Raw genomic sequence first — 18,346 nt, forward strand, 5'->3', positions numbered from 1 at the left:
CCCTCCTGTGCAGGCCTCTCTCGTCCGGCCGGGGAAGTGACCGGAGCGCCCATCGTACGGCGCGGGCGCGGCCGCACCCGGAGGCCACGCCGGTGGGGCCCCAGCACCGCGCGGTGCGGTGGGGGAGGATGGCCCCATGAGCGAACCGCGACTCGCCGACCACGACCTCAGCGTCCTGGTCACCGACTGGCTGGACTGGGACGACGCCGCCCGTCGGATGGGGGTGACGCCGGCCAAGGTGCGCACGATGGTGCGCGACCACCACCTCGCGGCGGCCGTCCCGGCGCCCGGCCGTCGTCAGGCCATCCCCGCCCTGTTCCTCGACGAGGAAGGGGAGCCGGTCAAGGGGCTGCCGGGCCTGCTCACCCTGCTCCACGACAACGGCTTCGACGACCGGGAGTGCATCGCCTGGATCTTCCTCGACGCCGATCTCCCCGGACGCCCGATCGACGCGCTCCGCGAGAACCGCGGCTCGGAGGTCAAGCGGCGCGCCCAGGCGCTCGCCCTCTAGTCGCGCCGTGACGGGACGGCGACCACCGGCCGGGGCGACCGGACGCCGGGCGAGGCGAGCCCTGGCGGCCGTCCCCGTGGTGCTCGTCGCGCTGGCCGCGTGGTGGCTGCAGGACGGTGCTGGTCCGGACCGACAGCCGCCCGACCCGGGCCCGTCCGCCACCATGCCGGCCGCCGACGACCACGGCATCGCCTACGTGCCGCTCGCGAGTCTCCCGCCCGAGGCCGCCGCGACCGTGTCCCTCATCGACCGGGGCGGTCCGTTCCCGCATCCGGGCAGGGACGGCTCGACGTTCGAGAACTTCGAGGGGCTGCTGCCGGACCGGCCCCGCGGCTACTACGCCGAGTACACCGTCCCCACGCCGGGCGAGGACGACCGCGGCGCACGGCGGATCGTCGCGGGGGACGGCGGAGAGCTCTACTGGACCGCGGACCACTACCGGTCCTTCGAGAGGATCTGGCGATGAGCGGCCTGGCCGCGGTGCTCGCGGGCCGCCGCCCGCCGGGGGTGCACCGGTGGGAGTCCGGACTGGACGTCGGCGAGGTCCGCCGGGCGGTGGAGCACGCCGGGTGGCGGTTCCGGTACGTCGACGGGGCCGGTCTCGCGACCCGGCGCGACGCTCTCGTCGCGCTCGGCGACGTGCTCGGCTTCCCGGCCCACTACGGTGCCAACCTCGACGCGCTCAACGACTGCCTGCGCGACCTGCCCGTGCCGACCGTCCTGCTGTGGGACGCCTGGAGCGGGGTGGCCCGCGCCGACGCAGGCGGCTTCGGCGCGGTGGTTCGGGTGCTCGCCGCCCGCGGGCCCGACGCGCCGGCGCTCGAGGTGCTGCTGCGTGGCCCGGGCCCGGCCGACGCGGTGCAGTTGCTGGAGTGAGCCGTCCCGGCGAGCCGGATCGGTCGAGGCTCGTCAGGAAGCGCGGCGCGTGGCAGCGCCGGCCAGCTGCTCGAGCACGGCGCAGGCCGCGGGGTCCCAGCCGGCCTCGTCGCGGCCGCGGTGCAGCGCTGCGACGGCGCGGGCGCCCAGGTCGTCGATCATCGCCTCGACCTGCTCGCGGGCGCCACAGCGTTCGATGGTCGACCGCAGGTCGGCGACCTGGTCGTCGCTGAGCTCCGTGCCGAGCGCGGCGTCGAGACGGGCGGCGTCCTCGGGAGCGGCAGCGTCGAGCGCCAGGGCGACCAGCACCGTCCGCTTGCCCTCGACCAGGTCGTCGCCGGCGGGCTTGCCGGTCGTCGCCGGGTCGCCGAAGACCCCCAGCAGGTCGTCGCGGAGCTGGAAGGCCTCGCCGAGCGGGAGGCCGAAGCCGGTGAGACCCGTGAGCGTGGCGGCGTCCGCGCCGGCGAGCGCGGCGCCGATGTGGAGCGGCCGCTCGATGGAGTACTTGGCCGACTTGTAGCGCAGCACCGTCATCGCCTCGTCGACGGTGGCCCGGCCCCGCGCCTGCGCGGAGACGTCGAGGAACTGGCCCGCGATCACCTCCGAGCGGCACTGGTCGAGCACCTCCAGGGCGGGGCCGACGCGGTCCCAGCCGAGGCCGCACCGCCGGAGCAGCTCGTCGGACCACGCGAGCAGGAGGTCGCCCAGCAGGATCGCGGCGGCGGCGCCGTACTGCGCCGGGTCGCCGCGCCACCCGTCGGCCCGGTGGCTCGCCTCGAATCCGCGGTGGGTGGAGGGTCGTCCGCGCCGGGTGTCCGAGGCGTCCATCAGGTCGTCGTGGGCCAGCGCGCTGGCGTGGAGCAGTTCGAGCGAGGCCGCGGCCCGCCGTACGGCGTCGGCCTCGGCGCCGGACGGGACGCCGGCCACGGCGGCGTAGCCCCAGAAGCAGAACGCGGCCCGGAACCGCTTGCCGCCCGAGACCACCGCGCGCGCCTCGCCGAGGAGCCGCGCCGCGTCCTCGCCGAGCGGTCCCAGCCGCTCGGCCTGCTGACCGAGGAACCGGTCGAGCGCGGCCTGGACGTCCTCGCGGAGAGCGGTCGGGTCCCACGCGTCCTCGGTCACAGCGGGGAGCCTAACCAGCGGACTTCCGCACCGGATCGGCGGAGTCTCCCTAGGATTGCCCCCATGTCCCACCCCAGCAGCCGCATCGGCGAGCGCATCCGCTCGGGCGAGCGCTCCTACTCCTTCGAGTTCTTCCCGCCGAAGGACGCCGCGGGTGAGGAGCAGCTCTGGACCGCGATCCGGGAGCTGGAGCCGTACGCTCCGACCTTCGTCTCGGTCACCTACGGAGCCGGCGGGACGACGCGCGACACGACGGTCGCCATCACCGGCCGGATCGCCCGCGAGACGACCCTGCTGCCGATGGCGCACCTCACCTGCGTCGGGCACACCGTGGAGGAGATCCAGAAGGTGCTCGGGGAGCTGCGCGAGGCCGGCGTGCGCAACGTGCTGGCCCTGCGCGGGGACCCGCCCGGCGGTCCGCACACCGAGTGGATCCCGACCGCAGGCGGCGTCGACCACGCCAGCGAGCTGGTCGCCCTCGTGCGTGACCACGACGACTTCTGCATCGGTGTCGCCGCCTTCCCCGAGGGGCACGTGGAGGCTCCCAGCCTCGACGACGACGTCAAGGTGATGGCGGCCAAGCAGGAGGCGGGCGCCGAGTTCGCCGTCACCGAGATGGTGCTGCGCGCCTCCGACTACTTCGGGCTCGTCGAGCGGTGCCGCGCCGCGGGCGTGGACATGCCGATCGTGCCGGGGATCATGCCGATCCTGAACCTGCGCTCGATGCACCGCATGGTCGAGCTCTCCGGCCGTGCCATGCCCGACGAGGTGCTCGCCCGGATCGAGCCGCTCGCCGACGACACGGCCGCGCTGCGGGCCGAGGGCATCCGGATCTCCACCGAGCTGTGCCGCGACCTGCTCGCCGGCGGCGCACCCGGCCTGCACTTCTACACGCTCAACCGGTCGAAGGCGACCCGCGAGATCTACGAGGCGCTCGGCCTGCCCCACTGAGGGCTCCGCCCGAGGATCTTCAGGCGGGCCCGATCACCTGGGTCACCAGCGCCGCCGACTGCGTCACGAACGGCACGCCCGCGCCGGGTGCGGCGTGCGCGCCGGCGACGTACACGCCGCCGACCGGAGTCGTCGGCCCCAGTCTCCGGCGCACCGTCCCGCGGCCCTGCCACAGCACGCCCATGGGGGAGCCGTGCCACTGCTCGACGAGCTGGCGGGGGGAGAGGTCGACGCGGGTGACCACGTGGTCGCGGACGTCGATCCCGTGGCGGGCGAGCGCGACGACCATGTCCTCGGCGATCTTGCCCCGCCCGTGGAGCGTCCAGCCCGGTAGCCCGTCGGGCCCGACGCCACCCGGCCGGACCGTCAGCAGCGGCTCGGCGTGGAACACCACGTCGTGGGTGAGGTCCGGGACGTCGCCGTCGAGCCCGAGGTGCGCGACGACGGGCGGGATTGCGGGCATGGTGCGCTCGACGTACGGCGCCAGCGCGGGGAGCCGGCGCGGGTCGACCGCCACGACCACGGCGTCGGCGTCGGCGTCGCCCTCCGCCGTCCGGACGGCCGCCACCCGCCCTGACCGGACGACGAGGTCGCGCACCTCCAGCCCGGTGCGGACGGTGACGCCGCGGGTCGCCAGCCGCGCCGTGAGCAGCTCGACCAGGCGGCGCATGCCGCCCGGCACCCGCCAGCCGCCGAAGCACTGCTCCAGATAGCTGGTGACGCCGACCCAGGCCGGCACGTTCCGCAGGTCGTGGCCCTCGGACACGGCCGCATGGCCGGCCACCAGGGCCAGCCGGTCGTCGCGGAAGTCGTGCCGCAGCCGGCGGTGCATCGTCTCGCGGAGGCCGAAGAGGGACGCCAGCTCCTGCGGCACGGCGGCCGGGGCGTGCGGGTCCCACGGGACCTCGACGTAGTGACGGCGCAGCACGTCCCACACCGGTCCGTAGAGGTCGACGTGCTGGGCCCACCTGTCGCCGAGACCCGCGTCGAGCTCGTCGAACGCCTCGATCTGGGCCGCGCGGGACCCGCCGGGCAGCGCGAGGGTGGTGCCGTCGGCGAAGCGGTGCTCGCGCAGCACGTCCAGCGGCTCCAGCTCGGCCCCCAGCTCGGTCTCCAGGGGGCGGCCGGTCTTGCGGAAGAGGTCGCGCAACGCTGCGGGCAGCAGGGTGGACGTCGGGCCGCCGTCCCACGTGTAGCCGTCCTGGTGCACCGGCGCCAGGGCGCCGCCGAGCCGTCCGGACGCCTCGAGCAGCGCGACCTCGTGGCGCTGCTTGGCGAGGCGCGCGGCGACCGCCATGCCACCGAGGCCCCCGCCGATGACGACGATGCGTGCCACGGCGCCTACTCGACGTCGATCGTGGTCGCGCCGGTGAGCGCGACCAGCTCGTCGTAGGAGGTGGCGAACACCGCGGCCGGGTGACCGGCCGCGGCCCACACCACGTCGTACTTCCGCAACCAGGTGTCGAGGTAGGTCGGGACCGGCGCGGGGTGTCCGATGGGGGAGACCCCGCCGATCGCCTGGCCGGTGTGCTCCTTGACGAACGCGGGCGTGGCGCGGCGCAGCTCGGGACCGCCGATCCGGCCGCGGACCAGGGCGGTGTCCACGCGGTGGGCGCCGGACGTCAGGATCAGCACCGGTGATCCGTCGGCGTCGAAGAGCAGGCTGTTGGCGATGGCCCCGACCTCGCAGCCCAGCGCCTCCGCGGCCAGTGCGGCGGTGTGCACCGAGTCGGGCAGAATGACGATCTCACCGGTTCCGCCCCGGCGGTGGTGCTCCTCGCGGAACCGGGTGATCGAGGGATGCTCCGACATGGGGGCGACCCTATCGAGGCAACTGGGAGGAACGATGACCAAGCGACCGCCGGCGGTGGAGATCGCGACCTGGCTGCTGTGGTTCCTGGTGGCTGCCGGGCTGGTGGTGTGCGTGCTCGTCGTGGTCTACCGCGACGACCTCGGCATGGTCTGGTCGCCGATGCAGGACGGCGACAGCACGGTGCAGCCGGTCGAGTTCGTGCCCGTGATCCTGGTGCTGTACGGCGTCACGGCCGTGCTCGCCGCCACGCTGATCCCGCTGTTCCGCCACGGGCACAACTGGGCGCGCCACTCGCTGGCCGCCATCGTGGTCGGGATCTTCCTCGTCACCGTGGCGACGGTCCGCACCGCGCCGCCGACCATGGTCAAGTGGTCGGCCATCGCCGCCGCCGTGGTCAGCGCGGTGACGCTGGTCTTCGTCTGGCATCCGCAGAGCCGCCACTTCGTCCGCGAGGCGGCCTATCCGCCCGAGGAGCGCGAGCGCCGCGCCGCCGACCGGGACGGCGCACGCGGCTCTTGAGCCCTGTCGGGGGAGGGGTGTACCTTCGGGAGTGTTCGAACACGTGTTCGAACGACTCTCCGGCGGAGGCGCACTCGACCCCCCGCCTCCGCCGGAGCCGCCCGCTCTGGAGGAGGACACCGTGGCTCAGCAGACCATCGACCCGTTCAGCCCGCACACGCTGCCGGCGACCACGCACAACTACCTGCTGCGCGCGGCCGAGTCGCTGAGCGAGGCGGTCGTCGCCCGTGACGTCGCGACCCGCTACGCCTGCGCCCACGTCGCGGCGCTGAGGGCGGCTGCGGCGCTGCTGGCCGCGCGCGCCCGCCCCGCGTCCGGTCGCCGGCGCCACCAGAAGAACGCCTGGGTGCTGCTCACCGAGGTCGCGCCCGAGATGGGGGAGTGGGCCACCTACTTTGCGGCGGGCGCGGCCAAGCGGGCCGCCGCCGAGGCGGGCTCCTCCCGCGCCGTCACCGAGCGCGAGGCCGACGACCTCGTGCGTGATGCCGATCGCTTCCTCGCGGTGGTCGAGCAGTCGCTTGGCCTGGCTCCGCACGCGCCGGTCGGCGACCAGCTCGCGGGCCGCGCCGCCGGATGAGGTGAGCGGCGGCGTGGCGCCGTCGGCGACGCACGCGCCGAGCGGGATCAGTAGGGTGACCGCATGGCTCGCGAGCAGCGCGGTTCGGTCCGGACCGCCGTCGTCTGGGACGCCCTCGAGGCCGCGCTCGCCGGGGACCCGCGCGACGTGGTCGACCTCGGCGGCGGCACCGGCGGGTTCGCCGTACGGCTGGCCGAGGCGGGGCACCGGGTCCGGGTCGTCGACCCGAGCCCCGACGCGCTCGCCGCGCTGGCGCGTCGCGCGCGCGAGGTGGACGTCGACGTCTCGGGCCTCCAGGGCGACGTCACCGACCTGGTCGACGTGGTGGGTGCCGCCACCGCCGACGTCGTCCTGTGCCACGGGGTGCTCGAGGTGGCCGATCCGGTGGTCGCCCTGCGGCACGTCGCCGAGGTCCTCCGGCCGGGTGGCACGCTCAGCCTCGTGGTCGGCCAGCGCCACGCCGCCGTGGTCGCCCGGGCGATGGCCGGTCACTTCCAGCAGGCGCGGGCGCTGCTCGACGACCAGGAGCCGGTCGACGCCCGCACCGGCCGCCGCTTCACCGCGGTCGAGATCATGTCGCTGCTCCGCGACGCCGACCTCGCCGTCACCACGGTCCACGGCGTGCGCGTGTTCACCGACCTCGTCCCGGCCGCGCTGGTGGATCTCGAGCCGGGGGCTGCCACGGCCCTGGTCGAGCTCGAGCGCGCGGTGGCGGAGCGGCCGGAGTACCTCCCCCTCGCCGCGCAGCTGCACCTGCTGGCCACGCGCGGCTGAGTCGCTCCCGGGAGCGGCGTGACGATGTCGCCGCGGTCGCCGCGGTCGCCGCGGTCGCCGCGGTCGCCGCGGCCGTCGCAGCCGCTGCGCTGCCCGATCCTGCACGTCGACATGGACGCGTTCTACGCCTCGGTGATGGTGCGCGACCGCCCCGAGCTGCACGACGTGCCGGTGGTGGTGGGCGGCGGGCACCGCGGCGTCGTGCTCTCGGCCAACTACCCCGCCCGCCGCTTCGGCATCCGCTCCGGCATGCCCGGCGTCGAGGCGCGCCGGCTGTGTCCGCAGGCGGTGACCATGCCACCGGACTTCGACCTGCTCACGCCGGTGTCGCGGGCGATCATGGAGACGTTCCGCGCCATCACCCCGATCGTGGAGGTCACCTCCCTCGATGAGGCGTTCCTGGACGTGCGTGGCGCGGTGCGCCTGTTCGGGCCGCCCGAGGCGATCGCCGCCCGCGTCCGCTCCCGGATCCGAGCCGAGCACGGCATCACCTGCTCGGTCGGCATCGCTGCGTCGGTGTCGGTCGCCAAGCTGGCCAGTCGGCAGGCGAAGCCCGACGGCGTGCGGATCATCCCTCCCGAGCGGTTCGTCGCCGAGGTGCACCCGCTCGACGTCGGCGATCTCTACGGCGTCGGTGCGGCCACGCGCGACCGCCTGCGCCGCCTGGGCCTGGTCACCGTCGGCGACGTCGCCGCGCTCCCGGTCGACCAGCTGCGCCGGCTGCTCGGCCCGCACCTCGGCTCCCACCTGCACGCGCTGGCGTGGGGAGCCGACCGCACGCGGCTCCGCCCGGGAGGCGCCGGCGTCTTCGGGTTCGGCGAGGGAGAGCCCGAGGGCAGCATGGGGGCCCAGCACACCCTCGCGGTCGACGTCCGCGACCGCGGTGCCCTCCGCCGGGAGCTGCTGCGGCTCAGCGCCCGGGTCACGAGCCGGCTGCGCGCGGCCGGCAAGGTCGGTCGCACCGTCGCGATCACCGTGCGGTTCGGCGACTTCAGCACCGTCCACCGGTCGCGGACGCTGGCGGAGCCGACCGACGTGTCCCAGGAGGTGTATGCCGTGGCCGTGGGGCTGCTCGACGTCCTGCTCGACGCCCTACGTCCTCGGCGCCCCGCGGTGCGGCTGGTCGGCGTGCGCGTCGAGGGCCTGCGGCGCAAACGGCCGGGGGACGGGCGGCAGCTCGCCCTCGGTGAGCGCGACCCCGGCTGGCCCGACGCCGACCGGGCGGTCGACCGGGCGACCAGCCGGTTCGGTCAGGCCGCCGTCCGCCGCGCCAGCCTGCTGCGGCGCTCCGCGCCCTGACCGGCGTCCGCCCCGCGGTCCACGAAGTGACGTGGACCGCACAATTTCGGGGGACGGCCTACCCCGCCGGCGAATGCCTGCCTACACTTGGAGGACCCATTGGCGGACTTCCGCCCTGGACGTGTCGGAGGGAACTGGTGCCACTCTCGGAAGAGGAGTTGCGACTGCTCGAGCAGATGGAGCGCGCCCTCAGCGAGGAGGACCCGAAGTTCGCCTCGACCCTGCGCGGCACCACGCTCCGGCAGGCGGCGCGGCGACGAGCACTCGTCGCGGGTCTGGTCTTCGCCATCGGCGTGACGGTGATGATGGCAGGTGCGATCAGCAGCTACTGGCCTGTCGGCGTCGCCGGCTTCGTGATCATGCTGCTGTCCGCCACGATGCTGCTCAGTGCGCTGCGCGGACAGCGCACCGGCACCGACCCGCGGATGGCCGCTCACCCCTCCGGGTTCGGCGTCGTCGACGGGGGCCGCAGCAGCTCTCGTGGCCGCGGGGGCCGCGCGCCGGTCCGGTCGTCCGGCTTCATGGACACGCTCCAGGCGCGCTGGCGCCGCCGCAAGGAGAGCGGCGGCTTCTAGCCCCCTCGGGCTGCTCTCACCGCCGGCGCCACAGCGACCTCGGCAACCACTCGGCTCGCTGTCGCGCCCGGGGGGCCACCCCGGCGGCGAGGGAGTCGATCACCGTGGCCGCGTCCGCCTGGAGGCCGGTGCGCTCCATCGTCGCCACCGCGCCCGGGCGGGCGTAGCGGGAGCGCTCGACCTGCGAGACGACGCGGTCGAGCGCGTCGGCCGCCTCGGGCGCCGCGCCCGGGCCGGTCGCCGGCCGCTCCACCGTCGGCGCGTCGGGGTCGGCGAGGTGGCCGGCCAGCGCCGATCCCACCTCGCGCGGAGACCGCCCATCCGGCCACGGCACGCCGAGGTCGACCGCGGTCGCGTGCAGCTCCGCCCACACCTCGTCGGGGCCGCCGTCGAGGCGGGTACGTCGCGCGCGGGCCCGGGCGGCGCGCGGGCCCAGGGCCAGCGCGGCCAGCAGGGCCAGCAGTGCTGCGGCGACGACAGCGGTGACCAACAGGCGGCTGCTGAGTCCGCTCTCGTCGCCGGCGGCCTCGCCCGCCGCGGCCTCCTGCTCCTCGGGAGGTGCGGTGGTGGGCCGGCCCGGCGCCACGGTGGTCGCGCCGGCACTGGCCGACGGCTGGCTGGTCGGCTGGTCGGGGAGGTCGACGCCTCGACCGGCGACCGGCACCCGGCTGTAGTCGGGCACGTTCTGGACGCGCCCGGCCGGCGTCGGCTCGAAGCGGACCCAGCCGGCGCCCGCGAAGTACAGCTCGGGCCACGCGTGCAGGTCGTGGCTGCTGTACTCCCACGTCCCGTCGCCGAGTCGGTCCGGCTGCAGAAACCCCACGGCCACCCGGGCGGGGATGCCCAGCAGCCGGGCCATCACAGCCATGGCCGACGCGTACTGCTCGCAGTAGCCGACCCGACCCTGCGCGGAGAGGAACGTCGCCAGGGTCTCGTTGCCGGTGCCCTCCGGGGCGCGGCGCAGGTCGTAGGTGAAGCCGCCGTCGCGCCGGAACCAGCGCTGGAGCAGGAGTGCGCGCTCGTAGTCGTTGGTGGCCGGGGCGGTGACGCTGTCGGCGAGGTCCTGGGCGATGGCCGGCACGTCCGGAGTCACCTCGAGCGCCTCGCGGCCCACCGCGCCCGTCGTCGCGTCGCGGAAGTGCTTGCCGTTGGTGCCGTAGTCCAGCGCGACGCCGCGCATCTGGTAGCTCAGCCCGCGGGTGTCGAGGTCGTCGTCGGCCGCGAGGAAGTCCATGGTGGCGGGATCGAACCGCCAGTCGCCCTCGGCCTCCACCGCCGCCGCGGGGAACTGGGTGGGCAGCCACGTCGAGTCGAACTGGTCGGTCACCTCGACGTCGTAGGAGAACTCCCGCCGCGGGATCTCGGGGGAGAGCCCGACCGGGTCGGGCAGGCGGCCGTCGGCGCGGTTGTCGCTCGCGACGTCGCGGTCGCCGCTGCTCCACTCGTCGCCCGTGTAGCGGTTGAGGACCGAGACCCGCAGGTACTGGGGCGCCGGGTCGTCGGTGCGGATCCGGATGAGGGGGATGTCGGCGTCGCGCTGGAGGTCGCGGCGCATGTCGGCGATGGGCTTGCGGATCCGGATGTCGCCGCCGCCGGATCCCGCGCCCATGTCGAACAGGTCGACGTCGAGGACGGGGATGAACGCCGGCACCACGAGTGCGAGTGCGGTCGCGGTCACGCCGATCCGGCCGACTCCGGCTCGGACGGCGTCGCGCACCGGGTTGCCGTCGTGCCAGGCCGCGCCGTCGGCGGGTCCGACCGGACGCCCCCACTGCAGCAGCTGCTCGCGGGCGTCGAGGTGGAGCATCGCCAAGAACCCGACGGCGGCCACCAGGAAGCTGCCCCAGCCAGGCCCCTCCTCCAGCAGGCCGCTCGGCACGGAGTAGACGGCGAGCAGGGCCAGGCCGGCACCCGGCACCTGCCGGAAGGTGCAGGCGACCAGGTCGACGACCAGTGCGAAGACCGCCCCGCCGACCAGCAGCAGCGGCCACACCGGGGGAGCGTCCGCCTGGATCGGTGCGGCGTAGAGCCGAGCCGACTCGACGGAGGCGCGCAGCGCCTCGGTCAGCTCCGCCGCGCCGGGGCCGACGGGCAGGGGGGACCCGGTCACCTGGTAGGTGACGAGCGCGGACGTCAGCGCCACCTGGACGGCCACAGTCACCAGTCGCGGCGTGCCTGCCGACCGCAGCAGCGCACCCGAGACGGCGACGAGGAGGACGACGAGGATCAGCGGCGCGAGGTAGTCCGACGCCCCGACGAGGAAGCCGCGCCAGGAGGTCAGGGCGGCCCAGGTGGTGGCAGCGGCCACGAGGCCCAGCGCCAGGCTCCGGCCCACCGGAGTACGGCGTCGACTCATCGTGACCCCCCGCTCCGTGCCGGCGCGCTGCCGAGCTCGCGCCAGGCGCTGTCCAGGCGGTCGCGAGGGCCGACCGCCGCGGCGCGCCACGCGAGCGACACCAGCGGCGCCGCGATCGCCGTCGGGTCGGCGCTCCTGCGCTGCGATGTCCAACCGTCGACGTCGAGAACGACGGCCAGGGCCACGCCCGCGTCGTGGCGGATCCGCCGGAGAGCGGTGCTGTCGCCACGCACCTCGCCGCCCAGCACCGCGACCACGACGCCACCACGCGCCTGCTCGCCGGACCACGACACGTCGAGCGAGGGCTGGCCCGTGGTGGCGAGCATGGCGAGGTGCTCCAGCGACTGTTCGGCACCCTCGGGCCCGGTCGCGGTGGCGGTTACCAGCCGGACGGTGTAGCCGTGCTGCTCGAGGTGGACCACGATCGAGGCCGCGGCCACGACGGCCGCCTCGAAGCTGGAGGCGAGTCCCTGCCCGCGGTGCGCCAGCACGCGGTTGTCGATCAGCACCGTGGCCCGCGCCTCCCACGGCTGCTCCTCCCGGCGGACCATGAGGTCGCCCATCCGGGCGGAGCTGCGCCAGTGCACGCGCCGCAGGTCGTCGCCGCGTCGGTACTCACGCACGCTGACGTCCTCCGCGGACCCGGCGGCGAACCCCTGCGGCCGGTGCTCGCCCGACCCCTGCCAGCCGCCGGCCAGCGGGATCGACGGCAGTGGCAGCACCCGAGGTGTCACGGTGAGCTCCGCGGTCCCGGGCAGCACGCGGCGGAGCTCGACCAGGCCGAACGGGTCGGCCACCCGGAGCGCGAGCGGGCCGACGACGTACCGGCCGCGGACGTCGGAGCGCACCGCGTAGCTCACGGTGCGCTCCCACTCCCGGCCGAGGCCCTGGAGCACGAACCGGGGACGGGAGCCCAGGGCGTAGGGGAGGGCGTCCTCCACCAGGAGCGCGCCATCGGGTCGGCGCCGGTCGCTGCGCACGCGAAGCTCGACCTCGGCGGGCTCGCCGGCGCGCACCAGCCGCGGCCGGACCTGCCGCTCCGCCGAGGGATCGTGCCGGCGCAGCGCGACCACCACGACGGCGATCAGCGGCAGGGTCAGGACCAGGACGCCGATCCGGCTCAGTGCGGGCTGCCCGAAGAGCACGGCGCACAGGATCGCGGTGAGGCCTGCGGCGAGGAAGGCGCGACCGCGGAGGGTCAGGGAGGAGAGGCCGGTGCGCATGGCGCTACGCGCGCGGGTCGGGCACCGGGACCCGGGCCGCGATGCCCTCGAGGATGGCGGCGACGCCGCGCCCGCCTACGGCAGCCTCGGAGCTCGGCAGCAGCCGGTGGGCGAGCACCGGCTGGACGAGCGCCCGCAGGTCGTCGGGCAGGACGTAGTCGCGACGGTGCAGGGCGGCCCGGGCCTTGGCGGCCCGGACCAGGTGGAGGGTGGCGCGCGGCGACGCCCCCAGCAGCAGCTCGGGGTTGTCCCGGGTCGCGGAGGTGAGGGCGACGGCGTAGCGCTGGACGCTCTCGGAGACGTGCACCTGGCCGACGATGGCGCACAGCTTGCGGATCTCCGCGCCGTCGGTGACCGGCTCCAGGTCGTCGAGCGGGTTCAGCTCGCCGTGGCTCGCGAGCATGGCGATCTCGGCGGCGGGCACCGGGTAGCCGACGGAGACCCGTGCCAGGAACCGGTCGCGCTGCGCCTCCGGCAGGGGATAGGTGCCCTCCATCTCCACCGGGTTCTGGGTCGCGATCACCATGAACGGCGTCTCGAGCTGGTAGGTGACGTTGTCGACGGTCACCTGTCGTTCGGCCATGCACTCCAGCAGCGCGGACTGGGTCTTGGGCGAGGCGCGGTTGATCTCGTCGCCGATCACGATGTTGGCGAAGACGCCGCCCGGCCGGAACTCGAACTCGCGGGTCGACTGGTTGTAGACCGACACGCCGGTGATGTCCGAGGGCAGCAGGTCGGGCGTGAACTGGATGCGGCGGACGGTCGAGTCGATGCTGCGCGCCAGCGCCTTGCTCAGCATGGTCTTGCCGACGCCGGGCACGTCCTCGAGGAGGAGGTGGCCCTCGGCGAGGAGGACGACCACCGAGGCGAAGACCACGTCGCTCTTGCCCTCGATCACCTTCTCGATGTTGGCCCGGATCCGGCCGGCCACCCGGGCCACGGTGTCGACGTCGGCGGAGCCGGCAGCGGAGGGGACGGCGGCTGGCGCGGCGGTGCGACGCAGGGTCTGGTCGCCCGCGGGGCCCGGCTGCCCGGTGGTCGGCGGCTCCACGTCTGTTCTCCTCCGCGGTCGTGCTGGTCGCTCGGTGGAGAGCCTACGGCTCGGATGGGCACGCCGGGTGTGCCGAGCGCCGATTCCCCACCGGCGCTCCACCTCTCCCTCCACTCCGCTCCACCGGCCCCGCCGTCGACCGGCTGCGGGTCCCCACCTGGCTCCCCGCGTGCCGCTGACCTGCGGGTTCGCGACATCGCTCCGGACGCGTCCGACCGTTCCGGGGAGGTCGCGGCCCTGTTCCGACACCGGCCCGGACCGCCCGGTCCGAGCGCGAATCGCGCCGTTCGGTGGTTGACGGTGGTGGAAAGTGGAGTACTGTGGGGGAAAGTGGAGGAAGACGGAGGTGCCCGATGCTCTTCATGGGCACCTACACCCCCAAGCTCGACGAGAAGGGGCGCGTCTTCCTCCCGGCGAAGTTCAGGGACCGGTTGGCGGAGGGGCTCGTGGTCACACAGGGACAGGACAAGTGCCTCGTCGTGTGGCCGACCGACGTCTTCGCGGAGGAGGCCGAGCGCGCTGCCGCGCGGCCGATGACCAACCGCGCCGCCCGGCGCTACGCCCGCGTGCTCTTCGCCGGGGGTGACGAGAGCCGGCCCGACAAGCAGGGGCGGGTCGGGATCCCCGCGCACCTGAGGGAGTACGCCGGCCTCGAGCGCGACGTGGTCGTGATCGGGGTCCGGGACCGGCTCGAGATCTGGAACCCCCAGGCCTGGGCCGAGTTCCAGGCGGAGGCGCTGGAGGAGTTCGCCGACCTCGACGAGGACGACGACGAGTAGCCGACGAACAGCAGCACCTGACAACTCAACAGCGGATCCGCAGGACGAGGTCTCAGCCCGCTCCCGCTCCCGGCACCACCGACGCCGCACCCACCTGGGGCACCTTCCCCGGCACCAGGCGGGCACGGCTCGGCGGTCACCCGCCATCTGGGGCACTTCCCCGGCACCAGACGGCACCCGAACACGCACGGCACCGGGAGCGGGCAGGGACCTGGCTCTGCGGATCCGCGTCCACAGTCCAGGGTCACCGGGTCGGGTGACCGAGCAGTAGGGGTCGAACGATGAGCGTCACGCGCACGCACCCGCCGGAGCTGTCCGGCGGCCGCACCGCCGGGCCACGGCCGCGGGTGCGCGAGCAGGCGCGCGACGCGGTCGTGCTGATGGCCTTCTCCGCGGCGGTCTCGCTCGGCTGTGCCCTCCTCCTCCTGGTCTCCACCGGCGCGGGTCGCTGAGGCCGCGATGACCACGCCGCGTCACGTCCCCGTCCTCCTCGACCGGGTCGTCGCCCTCCTCGAGCCCGCGCTGGACCGCGAGGGCGCCGTCCTCGTCGACGCCACCCTCGGCCTCGGCGGGCACAGCGACGCGGTCCTCTCCCGCTGCTCGCTCGCTCGGGTGATCGGCATCGACCGGGACCCGCAGGCGCTGGCGATGAGCCGCGAGCGGCTCGCGCCGTACGGCGAGCGGTTCACCGGCGTGCACGCCGTCTACGACGAGATCCCGGACGTCCTGGCCGACCTCGGCCTGCGGGAGGTCGACGGCGTGCTGTTCGACCTCGGCGTCTCCTCGATGCAGCTCGACCTGCCCGAGCGCGGCTTCGCCTACGCCGTCGACGCCCCGCTGGACATGCGGATGGACGGGACGACCGGTCCGACGGCCGCCGACGTGCTCAACACCTACAGCGCGGCCGAGCTCACCCGGGTGCTGCGCGACTACGGCGAGGAGCGGATGGCGAGGCGGATCGCCGACGCCGTCGTCCGCGAGCGCGCGAAGGAGCCGTTCACCACCTCGGGCCGCCTCGTGGCCCTGCTGTACGACGCCATCCCGGCTCCCGCGCGTCGTACCGGCGGCCACCCGGCGAAGCGGACCTTCCAGGCGCTCCGGATGGAGGTCAACGACGAGCTGCGGGTGCTCGAGCGCGCCGTGCCGGCCGCGGTCGAGGCGCTCGGGGTCGGGGGACGGGTGGTCGTGGAGTCCTACCACTCGCTCGAGGACCGGCTCGTGAAGAGGGTCTTCGCCGACGCCACCCGCTCCACGGTGCCGGTCGACCTGCCGTTCGTGCCGGAGGGCTCCGAGCCGGCCTTCCGGCTGGTCACCCGGGGCGCCGAGCAGGCGTCGTCGGAGGAGATCGAGCAGAACCCGCGAGCGGCCTCGGTCCGCCTGCGCGCCATCGAGCGCACCCGCCCACGCAGGTCGTCCGGCAAAGGAGCCGCATAGCCATGAGCACCTCACCACGTAGCCGGGACCACCACTCATGAGCAGCACCGCGCCGCAGGCCCGGGGCCGGCTGCCCCAGGTGGCGCCCCGGCTGGCGCAGGCCGCCCTGCAGCGGGCACGGCTCACGGTCGTGCCCCGCCGGCGCACGCGGGCGCCGCGGGTGCCGTTCGTGACCTTCGTCAGCGTCATCCTGCTGGGTGGGGTGGTCGGCCTGCTGCTGTTCAACACCTCGATGCAGCAGGCGTCCTTCCGGGCCACCGCGCTGGAGCAGCAGGCCACCGACCTCGGCGCGCAGCAGGAGGCGCTGAAGATGCAGATCCAGGAGCTGCGCCAGCCGCAGCGGATCGCCCGGGAGGCCCAGCGGCTGGGCATGGTCATCCCCTCGACCCCCGCCGGGGTGCTGCACCTGGGCACCGGCCGGATCGAGGGCCGCCCGACGCCCGCGTCGGCGGCGGACAGCATCCCGCTGGGCATGCCCGGCCCCCGCAGGCCGGCGGCGCTGGACCCCGAGCCGGTCCGGGTGACCGCGAAGTCGAAGCCCGCCGCCAGGTCCGAGCCCGGGCGCGACGGCGCGCCCCGACGGAATCGGTGACCCGGCCGCCTAGGTTTTGTGGAGCCCGGGCACGAAGCACACAGCGAGCAGGACGAGAGCGTTGAGCCGACCGATCACCACCCGCCGCCTCCGGCGCATCCCGTCGCGCCAGGCGGGCCGGGGCCGACGCGGCTCGCCGCACCGGCGGATGCAGATCGGGTTCCTGCTCATCGCGATGGTGCTGTCCGTCTTCGCGGCCCGGCTCGTCCAGCTCCAGGGCGTCGACCCGAAGGCCTATGCCCAGATGGCGGCCCAGGAGGGGTCGGAGGAGGTCGCTCTGCCGGCGACGCGCGGCGAGATCCTCGACCGCAACGGCGAGGCCCTCGCCGAGTCGGTCGACGGGCGGATGGTGGTCGCGGACCCCGCGGTCACGGCGAAGGTCGCTCCCGAGCTCGCCACCTTCCTCAGCGACCGCCTGGGGGTGGACTACTTCGAGACGCTCGAGCGGCTCCGGGTGGAGGGCAGCCGGTTCCAGTACGTCGCCCGGCAGGTGCCGGCCAGCAGGGCCGAGAAGGTCGTCGCCGACGCCGCCGAGCGGTTCCGCGACGACAAGGGGCGGCCGTTCGCGGGACTGTTCACCGAGCGGGACCCGCTGCGGATCTATCCCAACCGCGACGTGGCAGCCAACCTCGTCGGCTTCCTCGGGACTCCCCGCGACGACGGCTCGGCCCAAGCCCTCGCCGGTCTGGAGGACTCCTTCGACACCTATCTCTCCGGCAAGGACGGGAAGGCGCGCTACGAGGTGGGGGCGGGCAACCGGATCCCGCTCGGCGACAACACCGTGACGCCCGCCGTCGACGGCAAGGACCTCCGCACGACCATTGACCGCGACCTGCAGTGGTACACCCAGCGCGTCCTCCAGCAGACCGTCCAGCGCTCGGGTGGCGAGTCGGGCATCGCGGTGGTCATGGACAGCCGCACCGGCCAGCTGCTCGCGCTCGCCGACTACCCGACGTACGACGCCGCCGACCCCTACGAGTACGGCGAGCACCTGTACAAGTCCTCCGCGCTCACCGACGTCTACGAGCCCGGCTCGGTGGAGAAGGTGCTGACCATCGGCTCGCTGGTCGACGCCGGGCTGGCCTTCAAGGAGCAGAAGTTCCGCGTCCCCGGCAAGCTGCACCGGCAGGACCGGCCGATCGGCGACTACTGGGACCACGGGATGCTGCGGCTGACCCTGGCCGGCGTTCTCGCCAAGTCCTCCAACGTCGGCACGGTGCTGGCCGCCGACCAGTTCGCGCGCGGTCAGCTCCGCAGGTACCTCACCCGCTTCGGCCTCGGTCAGCGCACCGGCATCGGGCTCGGCGGCGAGACCAAGGGCATCGTGCCGAGCGGCCCGGCCTGGACCTCGCAGGTCGGCGACCGCATCGCCTTCGGCCAGTCGCTGTCGGTCAACGCCGTGCAGATGGTCGCCGCGGTCAACACGATCGCCAACGGCGGGGTGCGGATCGACCCGAGCCTGGTGCAGGGCACGGCCACCACCGACGAGGGCGAGGCCGTCGGCAGCGGGTCGGCGACCAGCCGCCGGGTGATCAGCGAGAAGGCCGCCCACGAGACGATGCTGATGATGGAGCGCGTGATCGACCCCGAGGCAGGCGTCGCCCCGCGGGCAGCCGTCCCGGGTTACCGCGTCGCGGGCAAGACCGGGACCGCGCAGCGGGTCGGTGAGGAGTGCGGCTGCTACGACGGCACCACCTCGGTGTCGTTCGCGGGCTTCGCGCCCGCCGACGACCCCAGGTTCACCGTCTACGTCGTGGTGCACGCCCCGCGCAAGGGCAGCGGCGGAGGCAGCGTCGCCGGACCGGCGTTCGCCAAGCTGATGAGCTACACGCTCCGGCGGTACGGCGTGCCGCCCACCGGTGGGCGCCCGAACCAGACGCCGGTCGAGTGGTGA

General features: G+C 74.6%; 20 protein-coding genes. 14 read left to right on the plus strand and 6 right to left on the minus strand.

Features of this window, described 5'->3' with window-relative positions:
- The first annotated feature begins 136 nt into the window (after positions 1-136).
- The 3 genes from ACPOLA_RS05320 to ACPOLA_RS05330 are packed head-to-tail and all read left to right on the plus strand — an operon-like array spanning position 137 to position 1,387.
- Positions 137-511 (plus strand): Rv2175c family DNA-binding protein, encoded by a 375-nt coding sequence (locus ACPOLA_RS05320; protein WP_435769356.1) that lies wholly within the window; start codon positions 137-139, stop codon positions 509-511.
- A gap of 7 nt (positions 512-518) precedes the next feature.
- Positions 519-977 carry a guanyl-specific ribonuclease gene (locus ACPOLA_RS05325; protein ID WP_435769357.1) on the plus strand — a complete coding sequence of 153 codons (459 nt, stop codon included), beginning with the start codon at positions 519-521 and terminating at the stop codon, positions 975-977.
- Positions 974-1,387 (plus strand): barstar family protein, encoded by a 414-nt coding sequence (locus tag ACPOLA_RS05330; RefSeq protein WP_435769358.1) that lies wholly within the window; start codon positions 974-976, stop codon positions 1,385-1,387. Before ACPOLA_RS05325 ends, ACPOLA_RS05330 begins: the two co-directional genes overlap by 4 nt.
- A gap of 33 nt (positions 1,388-1,420) precedes the next feature.
- Here ACPOLA_RS05330 and ACPOLA_RS05335 read toward each other — a convergent pair whose 3' ends face one another.
- Positions 1,421-2,509, minus strand: coding sequence for a polyprenyl synthetase family protein (locus ACPOLA_RS05335; protein ID WP_435769359.1), 1,089 nt, complete (start codon positions 2,507-2,509; stop codon positions 1,421-1,423).
- A gap of 63 nt (positions 2,510-2,572) precedes the next feature.
- On the opposite strand from ACPOLA_RS05335, the gene metF reads away from it, so the two are divergent.
- Positions 2,573-3,460 carry a methylenetetrahydrofolate reductase [NAD(P)H] gene (gene metF / locus ACPOLA_RS05340; protein ID WP_435769360.1) on the plus strand — a complete coding sequence of 296 codons (888 nt, stop codon included), beginning with the start codon at positions 2,573-2,575 and terminating at the stop codon, positions 3,458-3,460.
- 19 nt (positions 3,461-3,479) lie between these two features.
- Here metF and ACPOLA_RS05345 read toward each other — a convergent pair whose 3' ends face one another.
- Together ACPOLA_RS05345 and ACPOLA_RS05350 are read right to left on the minus strand one after the other, a co-directional pair.
- Positions 3,480-4,796 carry a phytoene desaturase family protein gene (locus ACPOLA_RS05345; RefSeq protein WP_435769361.1) on the minus strand — a complete coding sequence of 439 codons (1,317 nt, stop codon included), beginning with the start codon at positions 4,794-4,796 and terminating at the stop codon, positions 3,480-3,482.
- A 5-nt stretch (positions 4,797-4,801) separates the two neighbouring features.
- Positions 4,802-5,272, minus strand: a complete 471-nt coding sequence (locus ACPOLA_RS05350; protein WP_435769362.1) for a YbaK/EbsC family protein — start codon at positions 5,270-5,272, stop codon at positions 4,802-4,804.
- Between the two features lie 34 nt (positions 5,273-5,306).
- Between ACPOLA_RS05350 and ACPOLA_RS05355 the strand changes: the two genes are divergently transcribed.
- From ACPOLA_RS05355 to ACPOLA_RS05375, 5 genes are all read left to right on the plus strand, one after another.
- On the plus strand, positions 5,307-5,792 hold the full coding sequence (locus ACPOLA_RS05355; RefSeq protein ID WP_435769363.1) for a hypothetical protein: 486 nt from the start codon (positions 5,307-5,309) through the stop codon (positions 5,790-5,792).
- Between the two features lie 121 nt (positions 5,793-5,913).
- Positions 5,914-6,369, plus strand: a complete 456-nt coding sequence (locus ACPOLA_RS05360; RefSeq protein WP_435769364.1) for an SAV_6107 family HEPN domain-containing protein — start codon at positions 5,914-5,916, stop codon at positions 6,367-6,369.
- A gap of 63 nt (positions 6,370-6,432) precedes the next feature.
- The gene (locus tag ACPOLA_RS05365) at positions 6,433-7,143 is read left to right on the plus strand and encodes a class I SAM-dependent methyltransferase (protein ID WP_435769365.1); all 711 of its coding nucleotides are present in this window, start codon (positions 6,433-6,435) and stop codon (positions 7,141-7,143) included.
- A gap of 24 nt (positions 7,144-7,167) precedes the next feature.
- Entirely contained in the window at positions 7,168-8,442 is a 1,275-nt protein-coding gene (gene dinB, locus ACPOLA_RS05370; protein ID WP_435769366.1) for a DNA polymerase IV, read from the plus strand.
- Positions 8,443-8,579: 137 nt separating this feature from the next.
- Positions 8,580-9,017: an SCO2097 family morphological protein gene (locus ACPOLA_RS05375; RefSeq protein WP_435769367.1), complete on the plus strand. Its 438-nt coding sequence runs from the start codon at positions 8,580-8,582 to the stop codon at positions 9,015-9,017.
- A 16-nt stretch (positions 9,018-9,033) separates the two neighbouring features.
- Here ACPOLA_RS05375 and ACPOLA_RS05380 read toward each other — a convergent pair whose 3' ends face one another.
- Genes ACPOLA_RS05380 through ACPOLA_RS05390 form a run of 3 tightly spaced genes read right to left on the minus strand, consistent with a single transcriptional unit; the run spans position 9,034 to position 13,599 of the window.
- Positions 9,034-11,352 (minus strand): transglutaminase TgpA family protein, encoded by a 2,319-nt coding sequence (locus ACPOLA_RS05380; protein ID WP_435769368.1) that lies wholly within the window; start codon positions 11,350-11,352, stop codon positions 9,034-9,036.
- 17 nt (positions 11,353-11,369) lie between these two features.
- A complete protein-coding gene (locus ACPOLA_RS05385; RefSeq protein WP_435769369.1) occupies positions 11,370-12,596 on the minus strand; it encodes a DUF58 domain-containing protein in 1,227 nt (408 codons plus the stop codon).
- Between the two features lie 4 nt (positions 12,597-12,600).
- Entirely contained in the window at positions 12,601-13,599 is a 999-nt protein-coding gene (locus ACPOLA_RS05390) for an AAA family ATPase (protein WP_435769429.1), read from the minus strand.
- Positions 13,600-14,000: 401 nt separating this feature from the next.
- Here ACPOLA_RS05390 and mraZ point away from each other — a divergent pair, with 401 nt between their 5' ends.
- The 5 genes from mraZ (at position 14,001) to ACPOLA_RS05415 (ending at position 18,346) form a co-directional block, all read left to right on the plus strand.
- Positions 14,001-14,426, plus strand: a complete 426-nt coding sequence (gene mraZ / locus ACPOLA_RS05395; protein ID WP_435769370.1) for a division/cell wall cluster transcriptional repressor MraZ — start codon at positions 14,001-14,003, stop codon at positions 14,424-14,426.
- A gap of 281 nt (positions 14,427-14,707) precedes the next feature.
- Complete coding sequence (locus ACPOLA_RS05400; RefSeq protein ID WP_435769371.1) at positions 14,708-14,878, plus strand: hypothetical protein; 171 nt, start codon at positions 14,708-14,710, stop codon at positions 14,876-14,878.
- A 7-nt stretch (positions 14,879-14,885) separates the two neighbouring features.
- Positions 14,886-15,860, plus strand: a complete 975-nt coding sequence (gene rsmH, locus ACPOLA_RS05405; RefSeq protein ID WP_435769372.1) for a 16S rRNA (cytosine(1402)-N(4))-methyltransferase RsmH — start codon at positions 14,886-14,888, stop codon at positions 15,858-15,860.
- Positions 15,861-15,897: 37 nt separating this feature from the next.
- Positions 15,898-16,452 (plus strand): cell division protein FtsL, encoded by a 555-nt coding sequence (ftsL, locus tag ACPOLA_RS05410; RefSeq protein ID WP_435769373.1) that lies wholly within the window; start codon positions 15,898-15,900, stop codon positions 16,450-16,452.
- A 61-nt stretch (positions 16,453-16,513) separates the two neighbouring features.
- Complete coding sequence (locus tag ACPOLA_RS05415) at positions 16,514-18,346, plus strand: peptidoglycan D,D-transpeptidase FtsI family protein (protein ID WP_435769374.1); 1,833 nt, start codon at positions 16,514-16,516, stop codon at positions 18,344-18,346.

Origin of the sequence: Nocardioides proteolyticus (assembly GCF_051280635.3) — a bacterium.
Classification (GTDB): Bacteria; Actinomycetota; Actinomycetes; order Propionibacteriales; family Nocardioidaceae; genus Nocardioides.